The sequence below is a fragment of the Isoptericola dokdonensis DS-3 genome (assembly GCF_001636295.1).
GTDB lineage: Bacteria > Actinomycetota > Actinomycetes > Actinomycetales > Cellulomonadaceae > Isoptericola > Isoptericola dokdonensis.
Genome location: NZ_CP014209.1, coordinates 1,855,781 through 1,879,528, shown reverse-complemented (window position 1 = coordinate 1,879,528; position 23,748 = coordinate 1,855,781). Strand labels below are relative to the sequence as shown.

The window sequence follows — 23,748 nt, the reverse complement described above, 5'->3', positions numbered from 1 at the left end:
GCCGGGCACGACCCGTCGAGAGGAGCCCCCCGATGTCGACCACCCTCCCGCCGCCCGTCGCGGCAGACCCCGAGCACGACGGCGCCGCGCCGTCCCCCGCGCTGCGCCTGCGCGGCGTGACCCGGGTGTTCGGCGCCCACACGGCCCTCGACGCGGTCGACCTGGAGGTCGCCGCGGGGGAGGTGCACTGCGTGCTCGGCGAGAACGGCGCCGGCAAGTCGACGCTGTGCAACATCGTGTTCGGCTCCCTGCCGCCGACCCGCGGCGAGGTGCTGCTCGACGCCGAGCCGTTCGCCCCGGCCTCCCCCGCGGACGCGCTGGCGCGCGGCGTCGCGATGGTCCACCAGCACTTCTCCCTCGTGCCGACGCTCACCGTCGAGGAGAACCTGCTGCTGGGCCGGGGCGTGCGTCGCCTGCGCCCGGACCGTGCCGGCCTGGCGCGCCGGCTCGCCGACATCGACGAGTCCCTCGGCCTGCACGTCGACCTCGCCGCCCGCGCCGGGTCGCTGAGCGTCGGGGCCCGGCAGCGGGTCGAGATCGTCAAGGCCCTCCTCGACAGCCCTCGCCTGCTGCTGCTCGACGAGCCCACCGGCGTCCTCGGCCCCGACGAGATCGACGGCCTGCTCGCCACGTGCCGCCGGGTCGCGGCCACCGGCACCGCCGTCGTGCTCGTCACCCACAAGCTCGCCGAGGTGATGCGGGTCGGCGACCGGGCGACCGTGCTCCGCGGCGGTCGCGTGGTCGGCGGCGGCGCCCTCGCGCGAGACGGCGCACCGGGGCTCACCGCCGGGGACCTCGTCGGTCTCATGGTCGGCCGGGACTCCTCCACCCTCGACCCGGTGCTCGCCGCGAGCGTCGGCGTCCTGGAGCCGCTGCCCGCCGGCGGTGCGGACGCGGAGCAGGACGCCGCTCCGGCTTCCGCGGTCCGGGCCGCCCCGGCCCCGGACGCCCCGGACATCCCCGCCGTGGATGCGGTGCTCGCCGTGCGCGGGCTGGTCGTGGTGGGCGACGACGGTGCCCGCCGGGTCGACGGCGTCGACCTCGAGGTGCGCCCCGGCGAGATCGTCGGCATCGCCGGGGTCGAGGGCAACGGTCAGAGCGAGCTCGTGGCCGCGCTGTCCGGCGCCGTCCGCCCGACCGCGGGGCAGGTGCTCCTCGCGGGCACCGACGTCACCACCGCCGCGCCGCGCCGCCGGACGGCCCTCGGGCTCGGCGTCGTCCCGGAGGACCGCCACCACGAGGCCGAAGTCGCCGGGCTGAGCGTCAGCGCCAACCTGCTGCTCGGCCGCCTGCACCGGCACCGCCGGTTCGGCCTGCTCGACCGGCGGTCGGTGCGGGCCGCCGCCGAGGACCTCGCCCGCCGCTTCGACGTCCGCGCCGCCAGCCTGGAGGCCCCGATGTCGTCGCTGTCGGGAGGCAACCAGCAGAAGGCCGTCCTGGCGCGCGAGCTCAGCCTCGATCCCCTGCGCTGCGTCGTCGCCGCCCAACCCACCCGCGGTCTCGACCTCGGCGCCGTCGACGCCGTCGTCGGGCACCTGCGCGCCGCCGCGGCCGCCGGGGTGGGCGTGCTCGTCGTGTCCAGCGAGCTGTCCGAGCTGCTCGCCCTGTGCGACCGCGTGCACGTCGCCTACCGGGGCGCCCTGAGCGGCCCCGTCCCCACCGCCGACCCGGGTGCGCGCGACCGCGTCGCCCACCTCATGACGGGAGCAGACGCATGACCGTCCCGACCTCGACGACGCCGGCCGTCGTCCCCGGCCCGGACCGGGAGGCGGCCGCCTCCACGGCACCGCCCGACGGCGGCGGACCCGCGGCCCGCACGCCGGAGGCCAGGCCGGCACGGAGCCCGAAGGACCGGCTCCTCGACGCCCGGCCCGTCCTCGTCCCGCTGGCCGCCGTCCTCGGCGCGCTGGCGGTCGCCACCGCGCTGGCGGCGCTCGCGGGCGCCACCCCCGCGGAGGCGGCGACGGCGCTGTGGGAGGGCATGGTCGGCACGCCGTACGCCATCGGGTCGTCGCTCAACGTCGCCGCGGTGCTGCTGCTGGTCGCGACCGGGTTCCTCGTGGCGCACCGGGCGGGCCTGGTGAACGTGGGCGGCGAGGGGCAGATCTGCGTCGGCGCCGTCGCCGCGACCGCCGTCGGCACCACCCTCCCGGCCGGGGTGCCGGCCGTCGTCGCCCTCCCGCTGCTGCTGCTCGCCGCCGCGCTCGGCGGCGCGGCGTGGGCGTCCATCGCGGCGTGGCTCGCGGTGCGCCGCGGCGTCAGCGAGGTCATCACCACCCTGCTGCTCAACTTCGTCGGCGTGGCCGTGCTGGTGCTCTCCGTGCACGAGGAGGCGCTGCTGCGCCAGCCGGTGACAAGCTCCGAGACGCTGCCGCAGTCGGCCCCGCTCGTCGAGGCCTCGCACCTGCCGCTGCTCGGCCTGCCCGGCTCGCCCGCGACCGTCGCGATCGTGCTGGCCCTCGCCGGCGCCGCGGTCGCGGCGGTCGTGGTGCGGCGCACCGCCACCGGGGTGCGCCTCACCGCCGTCGGGATGTCCCGGCCCGCGTCGCTGCGGCTCGGCCTGCCGGTGGACCGCCTGCGGTTCAGCTCGCTCACCACCGCCGGGGCCGCGGCGGGGGTCGCGGGCGGCGTGCTCGTCGCGTCCGCGCCGCACGTGCTCGACGACGGGCTGTCCTCCGGGTACGGGTTCTCCGGCCTGGTCGTGGGGCTGCTCGCCCGCGGCTCGTTCAGCGCGGCCGTCGGCATCGCGACCGTCCTCGGGTTCCTCACCTCGGGCGGCATCAACCTGCAGCTCGCAGCCGGGGTCCCGGCGTCCATCACCCAGATCCTCGAGAGCCTCATCATCGTCGGCGTCGCCGGGACCGCGATCTGGGCCGTGCGCCGCACGCCTCGGGCCGCCCGGCGCCCGCGGCGCACCCGCACCACGACGGAGGTCACGTCATGATCACCGACCTGCTCGTCGCCAGCATCGCGCTGGCGATCCCCGTGCTCGTCGCCGCGAGCGGGGAGCTCGTGGGGGAGCGCGCCGGCGTCCTCACCATGAGCGTCGAGGGCATGATGCTCACCGGGGCGTTCGCCGCCGTCGTCGGGGCCACCGCCAGCGGGTCCGCCCTCACCGGCGTCGCGTGCGGGGCGCTGGCGGGGGTCCTCGTCGGCGCGCTCCAGGCCGCGCTGTCGGTCTGGCTGCGCGCCGACCAGATCGTCACCGGTCTCGCCGTCAACGCGCTCGCCCTCGCCGGCACGACGTTCGGCGCCCGGCTCCTGCTGGAGCGCGGCACCCCGGTGCCCGGCTTCGCCCGCGTCGAGGTGCCGTTTCTCGCCGACCTGCCCGTGCTCGGCCCCGCGCTGTTCCGCCAGACCGGCCTCGGGTACGCGCTGATCGCCCTCGTCGTCGTGCTCGCCGTCCTCACGACCCGCCGCACCGGCTGGGGCCTGGCGATCGACGCCGTCGGGGAGGACGCCGCCAGCGCCGACCGGTCCGGCATCCCCGTGCTGCGGGTCCGGTTCGCCGCCGTGGTGGTCGTCGGGCTGCTCGCCGGGCTCGCCGGCACCCAGCTCGCGCTGTCCGAGGTCCACACCTTCACCGACAACATGACCGCCGGGGTGGGCTACCTCGCCGTGGTCGCCGTCATCGCGGGGAGCTGGCGGCCCGTCGGGGTGGCCGTCGCCGCCGTCGTCTTCGGTCTCGCTCAGGCGCTCCAGTTCACGCTGCCCGCCCTCGGGGTGGACGTGCCGTTCGCGCTGCTCGTGGCGCTCCCGTACGTGCTCGCGCTCCTGGCCGTGGCCGGGCTCGTCACGCACAGCCGCCCGCCCGCCGGGCTCACCACCTCGTTCGTGCGGCAGGGGCGGCTCGCGTGACCGCACCCGCGCTCCGCCCCGCAGCCCGCCCCTCGCCGACCGTCCGCCCGACCCCTGGAGGCCCCGTGCCGCTCGTCCTCACCCGCACCGACCTCACCGGGCTCGTCGCCCCGGCCGACGTCGTCGCCGTCGTCGAGCAGGCGTTCGCCGACCTCGCGGACGGCACGGCCGCGCAGGCCCCGCTGAGCGTCGCCGCCGTCGACGACGACGTGCACTTCCTGCCCATGACGGCCGTCTCGCGCCGGGCCGGGCTCGGCGGTTCGAAGCTGCTCGCCGACATCCCCCGCAACCGCGACCGCGGGCTGCCCGCCCAGCGGTCCGTGCTGGTCCTGTCGGACGCCGACGACGGCGCACCCGTCGCGATCCTCGACGGCGGGCTGCCCACCCGCCTGCGCACCGCCGCCGCGAGCGCCGTCGCGACCCGGTGGCTCGCCCCCGACGACGCCCGCGTGCTCGGGCTCGTCGGCGCCGGCGGGCTCGCGCTGGAGCACGTCAGTGCGATCGCCGCGGTGCGGCCGCTGGAGCAGGTGCTCTTCTGGACGCGCTCGGACGGCACCGCCGCGGCGTTCGTCGAGCAGGTCGCGGCGCGGCACCCCGAGCTCAAGGCCGCCCGGGTCGACACCTCGGCCGCAGCCGTGGGCGCCGCCGACGTCGTGGCCACCCTCACGCCGTCCCGCGAGCCCGTCGTGCTCGGCGAGTGGTTCCACCCCGGGCTGCACGTGAACGTCGTCGGCGCGCCGCCCCGTCCGGACCACCGGGAGGTCGACGGCGAGGCGATGCGCCGCTCGCGCATCGTCGTGGACTCCGTGGCCACCGCGCTGCACGAGTCCGGGGACGCGCTGCTCGCCATCGCCGAGGGGGCCGTCACGGCCGACGACTGCCGGCTCGAGCTCGGGGACGTCGTCACCGGCCGGGCGGCCGGGCGCCGGTCCGCCGACGAGGTCACGCTGTTCGACTCCGTCGGGCTCGGGCTGCTGGACGTCGCGATCGGCCGGCTGCTCGTCGACGCCGCCCGCGCCGCCGGACGCGGCCTCGCCGTCGACCTGTCGGCATGATGGTCACCATGACCGACGACCTCACCGCGGTGGACCCGACCCACCTCGACGCGGCGCTGCGGATCGCGCTCGACACCCTCGCAGCCGGGAACAAGCCGTTCGGCGCCGTCCTCGTCGCCGCCGACGGGCGCGTCCTGGCCACCGGCCGCAACACCGTCGCGCAGACCGGCGACCCGACCGCGCACGCCGAGCTCGACGCCGTCCGCGCGGTCGCGTCCGCCGACCGCTCCGCCGTCGTCGGCGGCACGATGTACGCGTCCGGTGAGCCGTGCCCCATGTGCGCGGCCGCGCTCGTGTGGTCGGGTGTCGCACGCATCGTCTTCGGCACCGCGGCCGCCGACATCCGCGCCGTCGCCCCCGGCCCGCCGGGGTTCACGCTCCGCTGTGCCGACGTCGTCGCGGCGTCCGACGCGCGGATCGACGTCGTCGGCCCGCTGCTCGGCGACGAGGGCCTGGAGCCGTTCCGCCACCACGCAGCCTCGCGCTGACTCGCGGGGTTCTGCGCTGACTCGCGCCGAACCGTGCTGACTCGCGCCGAACCGCGCTGACTCGCGCCGAACCGTGCTGACTCGCGGACACCCGGGGGCGCGAGTCAGCGCAGGTTTCGGCCAGTCAGCGCACGGTGGCGCGAGTCAGCGCAGGTTTCGGCCAGTCAGCGCGGCGGCGTCCAAGCGGGCGTCAGGAGCGGGCACCGCCGCGGGCGTCCATGCGGTCGAGGAGGCGGGCGAGGACGTCGCCGGCGCGCAGGCCGTCGTGCTCGAACTCGTTGGTCACCCAGGTGCGGGCGCCGGGGACCCGGGCGGCGGTGTCGAGGGAGAGGTCGGCGTCGACGAACATGTCGTCGAAGTAGACGGCGGCCTCCAGCGGGACCTCGTTGGTCGCGAGCACGTCGAGGTCGTAGAGGTCACCCCAGCCGTCCCGTCGCGCCAGTGCGTGCGCGGCGTCGCGGAACGGCCGCAGGGCGGCGACCTGGTCGAACATCCAGGGGTAGATCATCTCGCCGGTGAACAGCAGCGGGCGCTCGGCGGGGTGGAACGCGCCGTCGGTGTCGCGCACCCGCTGCGCGGCCCACGCGGTGGGGCCGCCGCCGGCCTGGGCGTAGATCGACTCGTGCAGGACGGCGTACATCGGGTTGGTGGCGAACGACGTGGCGGCCTCCACCTCGGCGAGGAAGGTGTCGGTGAGCTCGTCGGGTGCGTCGTCGTCGAACGCCTCGTCGACGATCCAGTGCACCTTCTCGAACCCGGGTCCCATGCCGAACGCCATGCCGAGGGACTGGAACCGTTCGACGCTCAGCAGGTCGCCGCCGGGCAGGCGGACGTCACCGACCGCGATCCGGTCGGCGATGCGTGCGACCTTCTCGACGTCGTCGGGGTACCGCTCGCGGTACCGGGCGTTCTTCGCGACGACGCGGGCCTGGGTGCGCTCGTACACCTCCTCGGCGCTCGCGGTGACCCCGGCGAGGCCGCCGGTGACGTAGCACGCGGCGAGGCCTTCGGGGGCGATCGACAGGTAGGTGAGGGTGATGAAGCCGCCGTAGGACTGGCCGAGGCTGGACCAGCGGCGCCCGCCGTACACGGTGGTGCGCACGTGCTCGGCGTCGCGCACGATCGAGTCGGCGCGGAAGTGCGCGAGGTACGCCGCCTGCGTCTCGCCGTCGCCGAGCGCCGTGAGAGCGCCCGCGCGGACGGCGGAGGACCGGCCCGTTCCCCGCTGGTCGAGCAGGACGACGCGGAAGCGCTTGAGCGCCTCGGCGACCCACCCGTCGGGTCCCGTGGGGCGGGGACCCTTGCCGCCGGGGCCGCCCTGGAGGAACACGAGCAGGGGCAGCTTGTCGTCGCGGCGGGTGGGGTCGACCAGCTCGCGGACGAACAGGGTGAGCGTGCGCGGGTCGTCGGGGCGGGTCCAGTCGAGGGGGACGGGCAGGGTGCGGTCGGTGACGTGGACGCCGGGCAGGGTGTACGAGACGGGGCTGCTCACCGGCCCAGCGTACGAGGCGCGTCCCGGCACGACGAAGGGGCCGCTCGTGACGAGCGGCCCCTTCGTCGTGCGCGGACGACGTCTACTGCACGTCGTCGTCCACCCAGTCGAACGTCTTGGTGACGGCCTTCTTCCAGTTGCGGTAGAGGCGTTCGCGCTCGTCGTCCGCCATGGACGGCGACCAGCGCTTGCCCTCGACCCAGTTGTCCACGACGTCCTGGGTGCCGGACCAGAAGCCGACGGCGATGCCGGCGGCGTAGGCGGCGCCCAGCGCGGTGGTCTCGGCGACCTTGGGCCGCACGACGTCGACGCCGAGCTGGTCGGCCTGGAACTGCATGAGCAGCTCGTTGGCGACCATGCCGCCGTCGACCTTGAGCTCGGTGAGCTCGACGCCGGAGTCGAGCCGCATGGCGTCGACGACCTCGCGGGTCTGGAACGCCACGGCCTCGAGCGAGGCCCGGGCGATGTGGTTGCGGTTGACGTACCGGGTGAGGCCGACGAGTGCGCCGCGGGCGTCGGGCCGCCAGTAGGGCGCGAAGAGCCCGGAGAAGGCGGGGACGAAGTAGGCGCCGCCGTTGTCGTCGACCTTGCGGGCGAGCCACTCGACGTCGGGGGAGTCCTCGAACATGCCGAGGTTGTCGCGCAGCCACTGGATGAGGGACCCGGTGACGGCGATGGAGCCCTCGAGGGCGTAGACGGCGTCCGCGTCGCCGATCTTGTAGCAGACGGTGGTGAGGAGGCCGTTCTTCGACGGGACCTTCTCGGTGCCGGTGTTGAGCAGCATGAAGTTGCCGGTGCCGTAGGTGTTCTTGGCGGTGCCGACGTCGAAGCACGCCTGCCCGAAGGTGGCGGCCTGCTGGTCGCCGAGGATGCCGGCGATGGGGACGCCGGGGACCATGCCGCGCAGGCGGCCCTCGCCGTACACCTCGGAGGACGACTTGATCTCCGGCAGCATGGACAGCGGGATGCCCATGTCGGCGGCGATGTCCTCGCTCCAGCTGAGGGTGTCGAGGTCCATGAGCATGGTGCGGGACGCGTTGGTGACGTCGGTGACGTGCACGCCGCCCTCGACGCCGCCGGTCATGTTCCACACGACCCACGTGTCGGTGTTGCCGAACAGCAGGTCGCCCCGGTCGGCGGCCTCGCGGGCGCCGTCGACGTTGTCGAGGATCCACTTGACCTTGGGGCCGGAGAAGTAGGTGGCGAGCGGCAGGCCGACGACCGCCTTGTACTTGTCGGCCCCGGCGTCGCCGCCGAGCTCGTCGACGATCGACTGGGTGCGGGTGTCCTGCCAGACGATGGCGTTGTAGACGGGCTTGCCGGTGGTCCGGTCCCAGACGACGGCGGTCTCGCGCTGGTTGGTGATGCCGATGGCCGCGAGGTCGACGTGGGAGATGTTGGCGCGGGTCAGCGCGAGGCCCACGACCTCGCGGACGTTGTTCCAGATCTGCTCGGCGTTGTGCTCGACCCAGCCTGCGCGGGGGAAGATCTGGTCGTGCTCGAGCTGCCCGGTCGCGACGATGCGGCCGGAGTGGTCGAAGACGATGGCTCGGGAGCTGGTGGTGCCCTGGTCGATGGCGAGGACGTAGTCAGCCATTTCGGGTGGGTCCCTTCACGTCGGTGTGGTGCGGAGCGGGTGCGGGGTGCGGGTCAGGAGTAGGCGGCGCCGAGGAGGCCGGCGGCGACACCACCGAGCAGCGGGCCGACGATCGGCACCCACGAGTAGCCCCAGTCGCTGGAGCCCTTGCCCTTGATGGGCAGGATGAAGTGGGCGATGCGCGGGCCGAGGTCGCGGGCGGGGTTGATCGCGTAGCCGGTGGGGCCACCGAGGGACGCGCCGATGCCGACGACGATCAGGGCGACGGCGAGCGGCCCGAGACCGGACGGCGTCTTGCCGGAGACGACGACGAAGAACACGAGCACGAAGGTGGCGAGGAACTCGGTGACGACGTTCCAGCCGTAGGAGCGCACCTCGGGGCCGGTGGAGAACACGGCGAGCTTGATGGCGGCGGGCGCCTCCTGGTCGAAGTGCTTTTTGTAGGCGAGGAAGGCGAGCACGGCGCCGATGAACGCACCGAGCAGCTCTGCGCCGAAGTACATGAACATGTTGCCGACGGTCGGTTCGATCGTGGCGGTGATGTTGCCCTCGGGGCCGGTGAGGGTCGCGAACGGCAGGTCCGCGGAGTACAGCCCGATGGTGACGGCGGGGTTGAGGTGCGCGCCGGACTTGTAGGCGGCGAACACGCCGGCGAACACCGCGAGGCCCCACCCGAAGTTGATGAGGAGCCAGCCGCCGTTGAATCCCTTGGTCTTGGGGAGGATGACGTTGGCGACGACACCGGCACCCAGGAGGATGAGGATCGCTGTGCCGACGACCTCGGACCAGAAGGCGTTCATGAGCAATGAGTCCATCGTCGACTCTCCTTGTCTCGGACGACGTCGTCCGCTCTCCGGTCGCCCCGGTCGGGGCGCCGGTCCTGCTCGGGCCGCCCGGCGGGGTACCGGGCGGCGTGGGGGTCAGCTGCGCAGCGGCTGCCACGCGGCGATGTCGGGGGCCTGCTTGCGGGCGGCGTCGGCCGTCTCGTCGTCGGCCTGGCGGGCGGCGGCGTCCTCGGCGTCGGCGCGCGCGAGGTAGGAGTCGATCTCGCGCTGCTTGGTGGCGTCGTCCCAGCCGAGGACGGGCGCGACGACGTCGGCGATCTCCGCGACGGCGGCGCGGCCCTTGTCCGGGACCTCGTAGACGAGGCGGGTGCGGCGCAGCATGAGGTCCTCCAGATGGAGGGCCCCTTCGTGGCTGACGGCGTAGTGGATCTCGACGCGCAGGTAGGCCGGTGCGTGCTCGAGCGGTCGGGCGAGCGACGGGTCCTCCTCGCAGAGGGTGACGAGCTCGCGCAGCATGGAGCCGTACCGGTGCAGCAGGTGGTCCACCATGGCCGGGCTCCAGCGGTACCGCTGCGCCCAGGTGCGGGCCTGGCGGCGGACGGCGGCGAGGCCGACGGCGCCGACGAGCGGGATCTGGTGGGTGACGGATGCCAGCGCGGCAGCACGCTGCCCGATGGCGAAGTCGACGGCGTCCTTGGCCATGACGCGGTAGGTGGTGAGCTTGCCGCCCGCGATGACGGTGAGGCCGGGTGCGGGGGAGGCGACGGTGTGCTCGCGGGACACCTTGGCGGAGCTGGTGCCCTCCTTGGTGCCGGGCTGCAGCAGGGGCCGCAGGCCGGCGTAGGTGCCGATGACGTCGTCACGCGTCAGCGGGTGGGCGAGCACGGCGTTGGCGTGGTCGAGCACGTAGTCGATGTCCGTGGCGGTGGCGACGGGGTGCACGGGGTCGAGGTCCCACGGGGTGTCCGTGGTCCCGATGATCCAGTAGCGGGACCACGGGATGATGAACAGCACGGACTTCTCGGTCTGCAGGATGAGCCCGACCTTGCCCTTGATGCGTTCGCGCGGGACGACGATGTGGATGCCCTTGGACGCGAGGACCCGCAGGCCGCCCTCGTCGCCGGCGAGGGCCTCGGTGTCCTCGGTCCACACGCCGGTGGCGTTGATGACGTGCCGGGCGCGCACGGCGATCTCGCGCCCGGTCTCCAGGTCGACGACGACGGCGCCGTTGACGGCCCCGGTGGCGCTCTTGGTCAGGGCCACGACCTGGGTGCGGGACGCCGCGTGGGCGCCGTAGTCGACGGCGGTGCGCACGATCGTGGACACGAGGCGGGAGTCGTCGACGGAGGCGTCCCAGTACTGGACGGCGCCGATGGCGGCCTCGTGGGCGAGGTCGGGGAACTTGCGGGCGATCTGCCGGCGGGTGAGGTGCCGGTGGATCGGCATGGCACGACGTCCCGGCGCGATCGCCGCGAGCGTGTCGTACAGGGCGATGCCTGCGCCGACGTAGGCCCGCTCCCACACCCGGTGTTCCAGGGGGTAGAGGAACGGGACGGGCTTGACCAGGTGCGGGGCGATCTCCTTGAGCAGCAGGTCCCGCTCGGTGAGGGCCTCGTGCACGAGCGAGAAGTCGAGCATCTGCAGGTAGCGCAGGCCGCCGTGGACGAGCTTGCTCGACCAGCTCGACGTGCCGGCGGACCAGTCCTGCGCCTCGACGATCGCGGTCGACAGTCCGCGCGTGACGGCATCGAGGGCGATGCCCGCACCCGTGACACCACCACCGATGACGAGGACGTCGAGCTCGCTGGCCGACTCCTGGGAACTCTCGAGCGCGGCGAGCGCGCGGGTGCGTGAGTCTGCGGTGATCCGTGACGCCATCGGCTGTTCTCCTCTCGGGCTGCTCCTACCCGAACACCCCTCGAACGTTCTCGCAACATGAGTGCACAAACGTGCACGGAGGCTCGGAGGGGCGCATCCTCGGGGATATGACGTTCTCCCGTGACCGCGACGTCGTGATGGCCGCGACCATGTACTACCTCCAGGACATGACCATGGAGGCCATCGCCCGGCACCTGCGCACCTCCCGCTCCACGGTGTCCCGCATGCTGCGCCGGGCCCGGGAGACCGGCATCGTCGAGATCACGCTGCGGCCCGCGCACTCCCTGGCACCCGGCCTGGGCCGGGAGCTCGCCACCCGGCACGGCATCGAGGTCTACGTCGTCCCGGTGCCCGACGACGCCGACCCCGCCGAACGGCTGACCCAGGTCGCGCTGACCTCTGCCCGGCTCGTGGCCCGCATGGTCGACTCCGACATGGTGCTCGGCATCGCATGGGGCACCACCGTGGGCGCCGTCGCCGAGCACCTGGCGGTCAAGCCCACCCGCGGTGCCCACGTCGTGCAGCTCAACGGCGCCGCCAACACCCGCACCTCCGGCTACGGGTACGTCGGCGCCCTGCTCGACAGGTTCGCGTCCGCCTTCGAGGCGCAGCCCCACTACTTCCCCGTCCCCGCGTTCTTCGACTACGCCGAGACCCGCGCCGCCATGTGGCGCGAACGGTCCGTGCGCCGGGTGCTCGACGTGCAGGCGCGCACCGACGTCGCCCTGTTCTCCGTCGGTGCGCTGGAGTCCGTCGTCCCGTCGCACGTGTACGCCGCCGGCTACCTGGACCCGGAGGACCGGGCTGCGCTGCGCGACGCGGGCGCCGTCGGCGACGTGTGCACCGTGTTCCTGCGCCCCGACGGCACGTTCCGCGACCTCGCGATCAACGCCCGCGCCACCGGACCCACCCCCGACCAGCTCGCCCGCTACCCGCGCCGGCTGTGCGTCGCCGCCGGGGACGGCAAGGTGGCACCGCTGCGCGCGGCGCTCGCGGCCGGCGTCGTGACCGACCTCGTGGTGGACGAGATCACCGCGACGAGGCTGGTCGAGCAGCCGTGACGAGGTGCCCGCGACGGGCGCGCACGTAGGGTGAGGCCGTGCCCGAGGAACCCACGGTCCCCTTCGCCGTCCGCCCCGCGCTGCCCGCGGACGTCCGCGCCGTGCACGACCTGGTCGAGCCGTACGCCGCCGACCGGATCCTGCTCGCCAAGGAGTGGGTCGCCTACTACGAGGCCGTCCAGGAGTTCGCCGTGGCGGACGCCGGCGAGCTCGGCGTCGTCGGCTGCGGGGCGCTGCACGTCATGTGGAGCGACCTGGCCGAGATCCGCACCCTCGCCGTGGACCCGGCCTGGACCGGCAAGGGTGTGGGGCACGCGCTGGTCGACGAGCTCGTGCGGCGTGCCCGCGCGATGGGGCTGCGGCGCATCTTCTGCCTCACGTTCGAGGTCGAGTTCTTCGCCCGGCACGGGTTCCGCGAGATCGACGGCACGCCGGTCACCACCGAGGTGTACGCCGAGCTGCTGCGGTCGCACGACGACGGTGTCGCCGAGTTCCTCGACCTCGCGCGGGTGAAGCCGAACACCCTCGGGAACACCCGGATGCTGCTCGAGCTCTGATCAGGCCGGGAGCAGGAAGCGCCCGGCCTCGTCGGTCTCGGCCAGCCCGTCCTCGACGAGCCCGGCCAGGCACCGGTCGAGCTGCGGCTGCGGTCCGGCGTCGGCGAGCAGGGCCCGCGGCACGGGTCCGTCCGCACCGCGCAGGGCGGCCATGACCCGGCCTCGCACCTGGCGGTCGGTGCCCTCCCACGACTGGGTGCGGCGTCGGTCGGCGTGCGCGTCGGGCGGGAACCCGGCCAGCCGCCACGCGCACTCCGCCCGCACGGGGCAGGCGCCGCAGCGCGGCACGCGCGCCGTGCACACGAGCGCCCCCAGCTCCATGGAGGCCGCCGCCCAGCGTGCGGCGCCGTCGTCGTCGGCCGGCACCAGGGACGCGGCGAGCAGGCGCTCGGCGGCGGTGTAGGAGGGGGCCGGGAGCGCGACGCCGGTGATCGCCCGGGCCTGGACCCGCCGCACGTTCGTGTCCACCACGACCGAGCGCCGCCCGAAGGCGAACGCCCGCACGGCGGCGGCCGTGTACTCCCCGACGCCGGGGAGAGCCCGCAGGGCGTCCTCGTCGTCGGGGACCACGCCCTCGTGGCGCTCCACGATCGCGCGGGCGCAGTCGGCGAGACGCAGCGCGCGGCGCGGGTAGCCGAGCCGGCCCCAGGCGCGCAGCACGTCCGCGGTGGGAGCGGCCGCGAGGTCGGCGGGGGAGGGCCAGCGCGCCGTCCACTCGCGCCACACCGGCTCGACCCGCACCACCGGGGTCTGCTGCAGCATGACCTCGCTGACCAGCACGCCCCACGGCGTCCGGTCCGGCGCGCGCCACGGCAGGTCGCGGGCGGCACCCGCGAACCAGTCGGTGATCTGCTCGACGACCTGACCGGCGACCTGATCGACAACCTGCTGCACGGTCGACCATTGTGCCTGCTCGGACGGGGTACCGGTCCGTCGGCGCGGCGCGATCGCCCGCCGAGGCGGCACGCGTAGCGTTGCCGCAGCAGGACGTGTGCGACAAGGCGGGGGCGTAGTGGCGGCATCGAAGGACGGACGAGGCGCGACGGGCGGGGGACGCCCGGCGTCGTCGGCGCGCTCGTCCGGGCGCGCGGCCTCGGGAGGCTCGTCGCGGTCGTCCGCCCCCCGCAAGACCTCGGGTTCCGCCCCGCGGACGGGGGGCGCGAAGGGCACCTCGTCGGGGCGCACCACCGGCAGCCCGGCCGCGCGCGGGGCATCGGCGAAGGGCGCCTCCGCGCGCCCTGCCGCGAAGAGCGCGGCGAAGGGGCCCGCGAAGCCGTCCTCCGGCCGCGCGACGACCCCGAAGGCGGGCACGTCGAGGTCTGCCGCACCGAAGTCCGGAGCCGCGAAGGCCCGTCCCTCCACCTCCGGCGCCACGAAGGGTGCGGGCACGAGGTCCACGACCAGCCGCTCCACGAGCCCCCGGGCCTCCGGCTCCCGGACCTCCACGAGCACGTCCCGGTCCCGCAGCGCCTCGGGTGCGCGGTCGTCGTCGGCGCGGACGGGTGCCCAGCGGACGGGCACCGCGCGGTCCGGGTCGTCAGGACGCCGCACGGTCACGACCAACGGGCTCGTCGCGCCCGGTGCCACGCCGCGTCCGCGGACCCGGCCCGCTCCGAAGCGACCGAGCGCCGCCGAGCTGCGTCGTCGGCAGCGTCGGAACCGCATGACCGCCATGGTGCTCCTGTGCACGGCCCTGCTCGTCGGCCTGGGCACGACCGCCGGGTACGGCGTCGCCCAGGGCGTGCAGTGGGTGCGCGACGTGTGGCCCGACCCGGTCCCTGAGCTGCTCGCCGACAAGGCGGCACCGCCCGAGCCGCTCGACCTGGCCGGGGTGGCCCGGTCGTGCGCGCCCGAGGTGGTGGGCCTCGACCTCACGGGTGGCGCCACCCGGATGACCCCCGGCGACCCCGTCGACCTCACCCTCACCGTCACCAACCTCGGGCGCGTGCCCTGCCTGGTGGACGCCTCGCCGTCGAACCTCCAGGTCACGGTGACCGACGCCGACGGCGAGCGGGTGTGGTCGTCGGCCGACTGCACGGGCGGCTCCGAGACGCCGGCGCTGCTCGGCCAGGGCGAGACGTGGGAGGTGTCGACGCGCTGGAGCGGTTCGACGTCGAACGCGAAGTGCGAGGGCAAGCCGTCCGAGGTCGGTGCCGGGAGCTACACCCTGACGCCCGCGCTCGGTGATGTGCAGGGCGCGCAGGGCGAGCCGCTCACCCTGGCCGTCGATGCTCCGGCCCCGGAGCCGAAGGACGACGCGAAGGGCGCCGACGCGAAGGGCACCGACGCGAAGGGCGCCGACGCGAAGGGCGACGGTGCGAAGGGCGACGAGAAGCCCGCCGACGGCGAGGAGGGCGAGGCCCCGCCGTCCGGCGACGAGAGCGGCGAGCCGGACGACGGCACGCCCGCCGCCGGGGACGCGGTCAGCTAGCGCGCCGCCGCGGCGTCAGACGTAGCGCTCGAGGATGCTGGACTCGGCGAGCCGGGACAGGCCCTCGCGCACGGCACGGGCACGCTGGTCGCCGACGCCGTCGACGCTCATGAGGTCGTCGACGCTCGCGGCGAGGAGCTTCTGCAGCCCGCCGAAGTGCAGCACGAGGCGGTCCACGATGGCGGACGGCAGGCGCGGCACCTTGGAGAGCAGGCGGTAGCCGTGCGGCGCGACGGCTGCGTCGAGGGCGGCGCCGGAGCCGGGCAGCGCGAGGACGCGCCCGATCTGGGACAGGTCGAGGAGCTGTGCGGAGTCCAGGGCGGCGAGGTCGGCGTGCACCTCGGTGACGCCACGGCCCGACCGGTCGACGTCCACATAGTCGCGCACGACGAGGTCGCGGTCGGCGCCGATGCCGCCGATGAGCTCGTCGAGCTGGAGGGCGAGGAGCCGGCCGTCGGTGCCGAGCTCGACGACGTAGCCGTCGATCTCGTCGGAGATGCGGCGCACCATCTCGAGGCGCTGCACGACGGCGCAGACGTCGCGCACGGTGACGAGGTCCTCGATCTCCAGCGCGGACAGCGTGCCGGACACCTCGTCGAGGCGGGAACGGTAGCGCTCGAGCGTGGCGAGGGCCTGGTTGGCGCGGCCGAGGATGGTGTCCGAGTCCTCCAGGACGTGGCGCTGGCTGCCCATGTAGATCGCGACGATCCGCATGGACTGGCTCACGGAGATCACCGGCAGCCCCGTCTGGATGGCGACGCGCTCGGCGGTGCGGTGCCGGGTGCCGGACTCGCTGGTCTCGATCGTCGGGTCGGGCAGGAGCTGGACGGCGGCGCGGCGGATGCGGGTCGCGTCGCGGTCGAGGACGACCGCGCCGTCCATCTTGGACAGCTCGCGCAGGCGGGTCGCGGAGAACTCGACGTCGAGCACGAACCCGCCGGAGCAGATCTCCTCGACCGTCTTGTCGTGGCCGAGCACGATCAGCGCGCCGGTCCGTCCTCGCAGGATGCGCTCCAGACCGTCACGGAGCTCGGTGCCGGGCGCCACGGTGGCGAGGGTCTCCCGGAGCTGGGCGTCGGGGTGCGCGGACGCGGAGGAGGGAGCCACCTGGGCATTCTACGGCCTGAGCGGACCTCATCGCCGGGTACGCGCCGCATCCTGGGCGCTCGAGGCCATCTCGACGGCCTCGGCGATGTGGCGCGCCTCGGACAGCACGAGCCCGGCGGGCGCCTTGGCCGTCGTCCCGGCGGGCACGACGGCGCGGGTGAAGCCGAGACGGGCCGCCTCGCTGAGGCGCCGGTCGAGGCCGGTGACCGGCCGGATGTCGCCCGCGAGGCCGACCTCGCCCACGGCGATCGTCCCGGCCGGCAGGGCCTCGCCCGTCTGGGCGGAGACGATGGCCAGCGCGGTGGCGAGGTCCGCGGCGGGCTCGGTGACGCGGGCGCCGCCGATGGTGGAGGCGTACACGTCGTTGTCCGCCAGGCGCAGCCCGGCGTGCCGGTGCAGCACCGCGAGGATCATCGCGAGCCGCTGCGACTCGACGCCGCTGGTGGCGCGCCGTGGGTTCGCCAGCGGCGACGGCGCGACGAGCGACTGGATCTCCAGGGCGAGCGGGCGGCGGCCCTCGAGGGTCACCGTGACGCAGGTGCCCGGCACCCCCGCGCCGAGGTGGGAGAGGAACAGCCCGCTCGGGTCGGCCAGCCCCTCGATGCCCGTCTCGGACAGCTCGAAGCAGCCGACCTCGTCCGTGGGGCCGAACCGGTTCTTGACCGCCCGCACCATGCGCAGCCGGGAGTGCCGGTCGCCCTCGAACTGGCAGACGACGTCCACCAGGTGCTCCAGGGTGCGGGGCCCGGCCACGGTGCCGTCCTTGGTGACGTGCCCGACGAGCAGCACCGGCACCTGCCGCGCCTTGGCGGTGGCGATGAGCGCGCCCGCGACCTCGCGGACCTGGCTGACGCCACCGGGGGCACCGTCCACCTCCGCCGAGGCGATGGTCTGCACGGAGTCCACGATGAGCAGCGCGGGCTCCGCGTGCTCGACGTGCCCGAGCACGGTGGCGAGGTCGGTCTCGGCGGCGAGCAGCAGCGTCTCCGCGAGCGCGCCGATCCGCTCCGCGCGCAGCCGCACCTGCCCGGCGGACTCCTCGCCCGTCACGTACAGCACGGTGCGAGGGCGGCCGTCGGCCCCGCGCGCCGCGTTCGACGCGACCGACAGCAGCAGCGTCGACTTGCCGACGCCGGGCTCGCCCGCCAGGAGCACCACGGCCCCCGGGACGAGCCCGCCGCCCAGCACCCGGTCGAGCTCGTCGACGCCGGTCGGCGTCGCCCGCGCCGAGTCCACGTCGATCTCCCCGATGGGACGCGCCGCCGAACGCACCGGGGCCACCGCCGTGGTGCGCGGACCGGCCGACGCCGGACCCTCCTCCGTGACGCTGCCCCACGCCTGGCACTCGCCGCAGCGGCCCACCCACTTCGCAGTGGTCCAGCCGCACTCGGAGCACCGGTAGGCGGGCTTCGTGGACTTCGAGCGGGCGGCGCGGGTCGTCGTGGTCACGGGCCCACGCTAGGGCGAGGCACCGACAGGTGCGGGGCGACCGGCCGGATCCGCGACCGGCCGTGGACGCGACGGCGCACGGAGGGCGTCAGGCCGTAGGCTGCACCGCGTCGCGGTCGTCGGAGCGCCCTGCGGTCGCAGAGCAGGAGGACGTCCATGGTCGACCAGAAGCCGGGGTACCTCTCCCCGGGATTCCGGACCCCGGGAGACAAGGTGCACCAGAGAACGTCGCACACGGCGGTCGTCCGCCGACGTCGGCTGCTGCTCGTCGGCGCGCTGGTCGCGGTCGTCGCGATCGCGCTCGTCACCGCGTTCGTGTGGCCCGGGTTCGCCCGCCAGGGCGAACCGGTGCCCGACGTCACCGTGACCGCCCCGCCGCCGACCCCCACCGCCGAGGCCGCGGAGCTGCCCGAGGGCCCCACCGAGCTGCTGTCCTCGATGCCGGACTCCGTCCTCCAGCTCGTGCGCCTCGACGTCGCTGAGAACACCGCGTGGGTCGACGACTCCGGCGCCGTCGAGTCCTGGACCGTCACCTACGGCGACGGCAGCGAGGGCGGCGAGCAGGTGGACCTGGTCGTCGGGCAGTGGGCGGACGCCGACGCGGCGGGCGAGGTCCACGCCGTCCTGCTGGAGGCGGCGGGAGAGCCGACCCTCAGCGGCGACGTCACCGTCGGCGGCGAGACCGTCGGCACCTACGCCGTCACGCCCGGCGGCGGGGCGGGCACGTCCGTCGTGACGTGGCGCAACGGCACCGTCGTCCTCCAGGCCACCGGCCCCGCCGAGCTCGTCGAGGACTTCTACCAGTCCTTCCCGATGTGACCCAGGAGAACACCGTGAGCACGCAGATCGCCGGGACGAAGGTCGCCTTCCTCGGGACGGGGAACATGGCGGAGGCCGTGCTGGCCGGGGCGCTGGCCTCCGGGCTGGCGCCGTCCGACGTCGTCGCGACCGTCCGTCGCGCCGAGCGCGGCGAGGCGCTGGCCGACCGGTACGGCGTCGGCACCACCACCGACAACGCCGCCGCCGTCGCCGGCGCGCGCATCGTCGTCGTGGGCGTCAAGCCGAAGGACGTCGTCGCGCTCCTCGACCTCGTCGGCCCGGCCCTGGAGCCGGGTGCCGTGGTCGTGAGCGTCGCCGCCGGGCTGCCGCTGTCCCTGTACGCCGCGCACCTGCCCGACGGGCAGCCCGTCGTGCGGACCATGCCCAACACACCCGCCCAGGTGGGGGCAGGCATCACCGCCGTCGTCGCCGGGCCCACCGCGTCCGACGACGACGTCGCGCTCGTCGAGGCGCTCCTCGCCGGCACCGGCGAGACCGTCCGCATCACGGAGAAGGACATCGACGCGTTCGGGGCGCTGGCCGGGTCCGGCCCCGCGTACGTGTTCTACGTCGTCGACGCCATGGCCGAGGCGGGCGTCCTGCTCGGCCTCACCCGCGACGTCGCGCGCCGCCTCGCCGTGCAGACCGTCCTCGGCTCCGGGAAGCTCCTCGCCGAGACCGGCGAGCACCCCGTCGTGCTGCGGGAGAAGGTCTCCTCGCCCGGCGGCACCACGATCCGCGCCCTGCAGAAGCTCGACGAGGGCGGCGTGCGCGCCGCGTTCCTGGCCGCCCTCGAGGCCGCCCAGGCCCGCTCGAAGGAGCTCGCCGCCGAGCTCGGCTGATCAGTCGTCGTCGCCGGTGCCCGGCACGACGACCAGCGGACCCTCGTCGTCCGTCGGCGTCTCGAACCCGTCCAGGTAGGCGACGGCGAGCTCCTGCGGCACGACGACGTCGTCGCCGCCCGTGCCGCGGCGAGCGGCCAGTCGGGCCAGCACGACGTCGCGCGGCGTGTCCAGCAGGTGCACGACGACGGTGGCACCCGTCGGGGCCAGCACCGCCCGGTAGGCGTCGCGGGACGCCCGGGACCAGAACGACGTGTCCACCACGACCTGCCGACCCGCCGCGACCAGCCGCAGCAGGTCCGCCTGCAGACCGGCGTGCACCCGGGCCACCGCCGCGGGGTCCACCGGGTGGTCCCGGTGGCCGCGCGCCCAGGCCTCGTCGTCGAAGGACAGGCGGACCCACCCGGCGCGCTCCAGGGCGCGGGCGTGGGTCGTCTTGCCCGACCCCGCCGGACCGCAGACGAGCACGACGACGGGCGGCGGCATGGTCCTCACGGCCGGGCGGAGAACCGCTCCAGCAGGTCCGCGTGACCCGAGCAGACCAGCAGGTCGTTCGAGCTCACCCGCGTCTCCGGGGTCGCGTACGCGAAGTCCACGCCCGGCGACTTCACACCGATGACCGTGATGCCGTACTTCCGGCGGATGTCCGACTGGGCGAGCGTGAAGCCCTGCATCTCGCGCGGCGGACGCATCTTCACGATCGTGAAACCGTCCTCCACCTCGATGTAGTCGAGCATCTTGCCGCTCACCAGGTGCGCCACCCGCGACCCGGCGTCCGACTCCGGGTAGACGACGTGGTGCGCGCCGATCCGCGTGAGGATGCGCCCGTGCTCCGCGGAGACGGCCTTCGCCCAGATCTGCGGCACCTCGAGGTCCACGAGGTTGCCGGTGATGAGCACCGACGCCTCCAGCGCCGTGCCCACGCCGACCACGGCGACCCCGAAGTCGTGCACGCCCAGCTGCTCGAGCGCCTCCGGGTTCGACGCGTCCGCCTGCACCAGCGGCAGACGCCCGGTCCACTGCGCGATCAGCCGGTCGTCCGACTCCACGGCCAGCACGTCCTGGCCCAACCGGTCCAGCGTCGTCGCGAGCGACGACCCGAACCGGCCCAGCCCGATGACGAGCACGCCTGCGTCCCGCTCCGGAGCTTTCCTGTCAGCCACTGTGGTCCTTCCAGACGGGGATGTCACTCGGTTCACATGATCGGGTGAGCCTGCGGTTTCGCTGCGGGCGGGTCCTCGTTCCTCGTCCCCACCCTGCGCTGCACCTCCGTCTCACCCGGTCATCTTGTCGGGTGAGCCTGCGGTTCCGCTGCGGGCGGGTCCTCGTTCCTCGTCCCCACCCTGCGCTGCACCTCCGTATCACCCGATGATCGGGCGTTCCTCGGGGAAGCGTATGACGCGACGCCGGTCCCGCAGGGCGAGAGCGCCCAGCACGGAGATCGTGCCGATGCGGCCGAGGAACATCAGGCCGCACAGCCAGAACTTCGCCCCGACGGGGAGGTCGGGGGTGATGCCCGTCGACAGGCCGACGGTCGCGAACGCCGAGATGACCTCGAAGAGGATCGGCGCGAGGGAGAACTCGGTCATCCGCACCAGCGCGACGCAGGACACCAGCACCATCGTGGCGCCGATGAACACCACGGCGATGGACAGCCGCAACGAGTCGCGGGGGATGCGGCGCCCGTACACGTCGATGTCCCGGTCGCCGCGGGCCTCGGCGAGGATGGCGAGCAGCATGACGGCCAGCGTCGTGACCTTGATGCCGCCGGCGGTCGACGCCGAGCCGCCGCCGACGAACATCAGCGCGTCGGTGACCAGCCACGTCTCGCCGTGCATCTGCCCGACGTCGAACGTGCTGAACCCGCCCGAGCGCGGCATGACGGACGCGAAGATCGTGGACAGCACCTTGGTGTGCAGGTCCTGCGCGCCGAGCGTCGCCGGGTTGCCCCACTCCATCGCGCCGATGACGAGACCGCCCGCCACGAACAGGCCGGCCGAGGTCGTCAGGGTGAGCTTGGTGTGCAGGGTGATGAGGCGCCGCCAGCGCTTCCCCGCGCGCCGCGCCTGGAGCAGGTTGAGCATGACGGGGAACCCGAGGGAGCCGATGAACACCCCGAGGGCGATCGGGACGACGACGAACCAGTCCGACGCGTACGGCACCAGTCCCTCGGCCGTCGGCACGAACCCGGCGTTGTTGAACGCGGACACGCCGTAGAACAGCGCGTGCCAGGCGGACTGCCCGAGCGACTCGCCGAGGGCGAGGAAGCGGGGGAGGAGGATGAACGCGACGGCGAGCTCGATGGACAGCGACACCACGACGATGAGGCGGATGAGGTCGCCGACCTGACCGAGACCGGTCGACTTCGTCTCGGACGCCGTGAGGAGCTTCTGGGTGAGCCCGATGCGGCGGGACACGGCCAGGCCGACGAGCGACGCGATCGTCATGACGCCCAGGCCGCCGACCTTGATGCCGAGCAGGATGACGACGCGCCCGTACTCCGACCAGTAGGTGCCGGTGTCCTCCACGACGAGCCCGGTGACGCAGACGGCCGACGTGGCGGTGAACAGGGCGTCGACGAAGGGGGCGGGCCGTCCGGACGCCGTCGCCCAGGGCGGCAGGAGCAGCAGGGTGAAGATGCTGACGACGGCCGCGAAGACGGTCATGGCGACGCGGGCCGGGTAGTGCCGGGCGGTGCGGTCCACCCACTCGCGCAGGGTGCGGGTGCGGTCGTGCAACGGTCTCGCCACCGGCCGCGCCCTCCCGTCGTCTCGTCCCCCAGGCGTGGTGCTCAGCCTGCCACGCGTTCGGCTACCGTGGCGGGATGTCCGTCGCCCGGCTGCTGTGGAGCCCCGAGCTCCTGCGCTACGACTTCGGGGCGGGTCACCCGATGGCTCCGGCCCGCCTCGACCTGACGATGCGGCTGGTGGCCGAGCTGGGCCTGCTGTCGTCGGGCGCCCTGGAGGTGGTCGACCCGGCCCCGGCGGGCGACGACGTCGTGGGGTCCGTCCACGACCCGGCCTACGTGGCCGCGGTGAAGCACGCGGCGGCCACCGGCGAACCGGACCTCGCCCGCGGGCTGGGCACCGAGGACGACCCGGTGTTCCCGGCGATGCACGAGGCCGCCGCCCGGCTGGTGGGTGCCTCGGTGGCCGCGGCGGACGCCGTCTGGTCGGGGCAGGTGCCGCACGCGCTGAACATCGCCGGCGGCATGCACCACGCGCAGCGGGCGGCGGCGTCGGGGTTCTGCATCTACAACGACGCGGCGGCGGCGGTGCAGCGGCTGCTGGACGCCGGCGCGCGGCGGGTGGCGTACGTCGACCTGGACGCGCACCACGGCGACGGCGTGGAGGCGATCTTCTGGGACGACCCGCGCGTCCTGACGTTCTCCGTCCACCAGGACGGCCACACCCTGTTCCCGGGAACGGGCAACCCGTCGGACGTCGGGGGGCGCGGCGCGCGTGGGTCGGCGGTGAACGTGGCGCTGCCGCCGCGCACCGACTCGGCCCGCTGGCTGCGGGCCGTGGACGCGGTGCTGCCCGCGGTGCTGCGGGCGTTCGAGCCGGACGCGATCGTGTCCCAGCACGGCACGGACGCGCACGGCAACGACCCGCTGACGGACCTGTCGGTCGGGATCGACGCCCAGCGGACGGCCGCCCGCTGGGTGCACGAGCTCGGCCACGAGCTGTGCGAGGGCCGCTGGGTGGCGCTGGGCGGGGGCGGGTACGCGGTGGTCGACGTGGTGCCGCTGGTCTGGTCGTCGCTCGTGGCGGAGGCGGCGCACGTCCCCCTGGCGGCGGGGATGCCGCTCCCGGAGTCCTGGCGGGACGGCGTCGAAGAGCTGTCGGGGCTGGAGGCGGCACGCACCCTCGGCCGGGGTGACGTCGAGTGGCGGCGGTGGGCCGACGGCTACGACCCGTCGGACGCGACGGACCGGGCCGTCCTGGCGACCCGGCGGCACGTGTTCCCCGAGCTCGGGCTCGATCCGTTCCACGACTGACCTGCTCCGACAGGGGCGTGTGCTCACCCACCCCGAGGATCGGGTATTCTGGGGGACGGACTTTTCCGCGTTGGTCGGCTGCACCTGGTCACAGGCTCGTCGGGACCAACCGTGCTCCACCACCGACCAGCATTGTGAGGACCTCATGGGCTCCGTCATCAAGAAGCGCCGCAAGCGCATGGCGAAGAAGAAGCACCGCAAGCTGCTTCGCAAGACGCGTCACCAGCGTCGTAACAAGAAGTGACGTCGTGCCCACCTGCGGGTGGGCGTGACGCATCGAGCCCGGACCCCCTCGGGGGTGCCGGGCTCGTTCGCGTCCGGGGGCGTTC

At 74.4% G+C, this 23,748-nt stretch carries 22 protein-coding genes; 12 read left to right on the top strand and 10 right to left on the bottom strand.

The window, feature by feature from the left end:
• Positions 1-32: 32 nt before the first annotated feature.
• From I598_RS08780 to I598_RS08760, 5 genes are read left to right on the top strand one after another with little or no spacing between them, the layout of a single operon-like run.
• The gene (locus I598_RS08780; protein ID WP_068202633.1) at positions 33-1,718 is read left to right on the top strand and encodes an ABC transporter ATP-binding protein; all 1,686 of its coding nucleotides are present in this window, start codon (positions 33-35) and stop codon (positions 1,716-1,718) included.
• Positions 1,715-2,944, top strand: a complete 1,230-nt coding sequence (locus I598_RS08775) for an ABC transporter permease (protein WP_083973076.1) — start codon at positions 1,715-1,717, stop codon at positions 2,942-2,944. Before I598_RS08780 ends, I598_RS08775 begins: the two co-directional genes overlap by 4 nt.
• On the top strand, positions 2,941-3,858 hold the full coding sequence (locus I598_RS08770) for an ABC transporter permease (RefSeq protein WP_068202632.1): 918 nt from the start codon (positions 2,941-2,943) through the stop codon (positions 3,856-3,858). Before I598_RS08775 ends, I598_RS08770 begins: the two co-directional genes overlap by 4 nt.
• The gene (locus I598_RS08765) at positions 3,855-4,913 is read left to right on the top strand and encodes an ornithine cyclodeaminase family protein (RefSeq protein WP_232314300.1); all 1,059 of its coding nucleotides are present in this window, start codon (positions 3,855-3,857) and stop codon (positions 4,911-4,913) included. Before I598_RS08770 ends, I598_RS08765 begins: the two co-directional genes overlap by 4 nt.
• An 8-nt stretch (positions 4,914-4,921) precedes the next feature.
• A complete protein-coding gene (locus tag I598_RS08760; protein ID WP_068205149.1) occupies positions 4,922-5,401 on the top strand; it encodes a nucleoside deaminase in 480 nt (159 codons plus the stop codon).
• Between the two features lie 190 nt (positions 5,402-5,591).
• On the opposite strand, the gene I598_RS08755 is transcribed toward I598_RS08760, so the two are convergent.
• From I598_RS08755 to I598_RS08740, 4 genes are all read right to left on the bottom strand, one after another.
• Positions 5,592-6,893 (bottom strand): alpha/beta fold hydrolase, encoded by a 1,302-nt coding sequence (locus I598_RS08755; RefSeq protein ID WP_068202630.1) that lies wholly within the window; start codon positions 6,891-6,893, stop codon positions 5,592-5,594.
• 82 nt (positions 6,894-6,975) lie between these two features.
• On the bottom strand, positions 6,976-8,490 hold the full coding sequence (gene glpK, locus I598_RS08750) for a glycerol kinase GlpK (protein ID WP_068202629.1): 1,515 nt from the start codon (positions 8,488-8,490) through the stop codon (positions 6,976-6,978).
• Between the two features lie 53 nt (positions 8,491-8,543).
• Positions 8,544-9,305: an MIP/aquaporin family protein gene (locus I598_RS08745; protein ID WP_068202628.1), complete on the bottom strand. Its 762-nt coding sequence runs from the start codon at positions 9,303-9,305 to the stop codon at positions 8,544-8,546.
• A gap of 105 nt (positions 9,306-9,410) precedes the next feature.
• A complete protein-coding gene (locus tag I598_RS08740) occupies positions 9,411-11,153 on the bottom strand; it encodes a glycerol-3-phosphate dehydrogenase/oxidase (protein WP_068202627.1) in 1,743 nt (580 codons plus the stop codon).
• A 107-nt stretch (positions 11,154-11,260) separates the two neighbouring features.
• Between I598_RS08740 and I598_RS08735 the strand changes: the two genes are divergently transcribed.
• Positions 11,261-12,214 carry a sugar-binding transcriptional regulator gene (locus tag I598_RS08735; RefSeq protein ID WP_068202626.1) on the top strand — a complete coding sequence of 318 codons (954 nt, stop codon included), beginning with the start codon at positions 11,261-11,263 and terminating at the stop codon, positions 12,212-12,214.
• Positions 12,215-12,252: 38 nt separating this feature from the next.
• Entirely contained in the window at positions 12,253-12,771 is a 519-nt protein-coding gene (locus tag I598_RS08730; RefSeq protein ID WP_068202625.1) for an amino-acid N-acetyltransferase, read from the top strand.
• Here I598_RS08730 and I598_RS08725 read toward each other — a convergent pair whose 3' ends face one another.
• The gene (locus tag I598_RS08725; protein WP_068205148.1) at positions 12,772-13,665 is read right to left on the bottom strand and encodes an HhH-GPD family protein; all 894 of its coding nucleotides are present in this window, start codon (positions 13,663-13,665) and stop codon (positions 12,772-12,774) included.
• A gap of 769 nt (positions 13,666-14,434) precedes the next feature.
• Here I598_RS08725 and I598_RS08720 point away from each other — a divergent pair.
• Positions 14,435-15,202, top strand: a complete 768-nt coding sequence (locus tag I598_RS08720) for a hypothetical protein (protein ID WP_068202624.1) — start codon at positions 14,435-14,437, stop codon at positions 15,200-15,202.
• A 15-nt stretch (positions 15,203-15,217) separates the two neighbouring features.
• Here I598_RS08720 and disA read toward each other — a convergent pair whose 3' ends face one another.
• Entirely contained in the window at positions 15,218-16,309 is a 1,092-nt protein-coding gene (disA, locus tag I598_RS08715; protein ID WP_068202623.1) for a DNA integrity scanning diadenylate cyclase DisA, read from the bottom strand.
• Between the two features lie 27 nt (positions 16,310-16,336).
• Complete coding sequence (gene radA, locus I598_RS08710; protein ID WP_068202622.1) at positions 16,337-17,758, bottom strand: DNA repair protein RadA; 1,422 nt, start codon at positions 17,756-17,758, stop codon at positions 16,337-16,339.
• Between the two features lie 156 nt (positions 17,759-17,914).
• On the opposite strand from radA, the gene I598_RS08705 reads away from it, so the two are divergent.
• Together I598_RS08705 and proC are read left to right on the top strand one after the other, a co-directional pair.
• Positions 17,915-18,577 carry a hypothetical protein gene (locus I598_RS08705; RefSeq protein ID WP_083973074.1) on the top strand — a complete coding sequence of 221 codons (663 nt, stop codon included), beginning with the start codon at positions 17,915-17,917 and terminating at the stop codon, positions 18,575-18,577.
• A gap of 14 nt (positions 18,578-18,591) precedes the next feature.
• Positions 18,592-19,419, top strand: a complete 828-nt coding sequence (proC, locus tag I598_RS08700) for a pyrroline-5-carboxylate reductase (protein ID WP_335583280.1) — start codon at positions 18,592-18,594, stop codon at positions 19,417-19,419.
• On the opposite strand, the gene I598_RS08695 is transcribed toward proC, so the two are convergent.
• The 3 genes from I598_RS08695 to I598_RS08685 form a co-directional block, all read right to left on the bottom strand.
• Positions 19,420-19,905 (bottom strand): P-loop nucleotide/nucleoside kinase family protein, encoded by a 486-nt coding sequence (locus I598_RS08695; RefSeq protein WP_068202621.1) that lies wholly within the window; start codon positions 19,903-19,905, stop codon positions 19,420-19,422.
• Between the two features lie 5 nt (positions 19,906-19,910).
• The gene (locus I598_RS08690; RefSeq protein WP_068202620.1) at positions 19,911-20,582 is read right to left on the bottom strand and encodes a potassium channel family protein; all 672 of its coding nucleotides are present in this window, start codon (positions 20,580-20,582) and stop codon (positions 19,911-19,913) included.
• A gap of 198 nt (positions 20,583-20,780) precedes the next feature.
• Positions 20,781-22,169, bottom strand: coding sequence for a TrkH family potassium uptake protein (locus tag I598_RS08685; RefSeq protein ID WP_232314299.1), 1,389 nt, complete (start codon positions 22,167-22,169; stop codon positions 20,781-20,783).
• A gap of 74 nt (positions 22,170-22,243) precedes the next feature.
• On the opposite strand from I598_RS08685, the gene I598_RS08680 reads away from it, so the two are divergent.
• Positions 22,244-23,419: an acetoin utilization protein AcuC gene (locus tag I598_RS08680; RefSeq protein WP_068202618.1), complete on the top strand. Its 1,176-nt coding sequence runs from the start codon at positions 22,244-22,246 to the stop codon at positions 23,417-23,419.
• A gap of 145 nt (positions 23,420-23,564) precedes the next feature.
• Positions 23,565-23,663 (top strand): 30S ribosomal protein bS22, encoded by a 99-nt coding sequence (locus I598_RS17395; protein ID WP_003792170.1) that lies wholly within the window; start codon positions 23,565-23,567, stop codon positions 23,661-23,663.
• Positions 23,664-23,748: the final 85 nt, after the last annotated feature.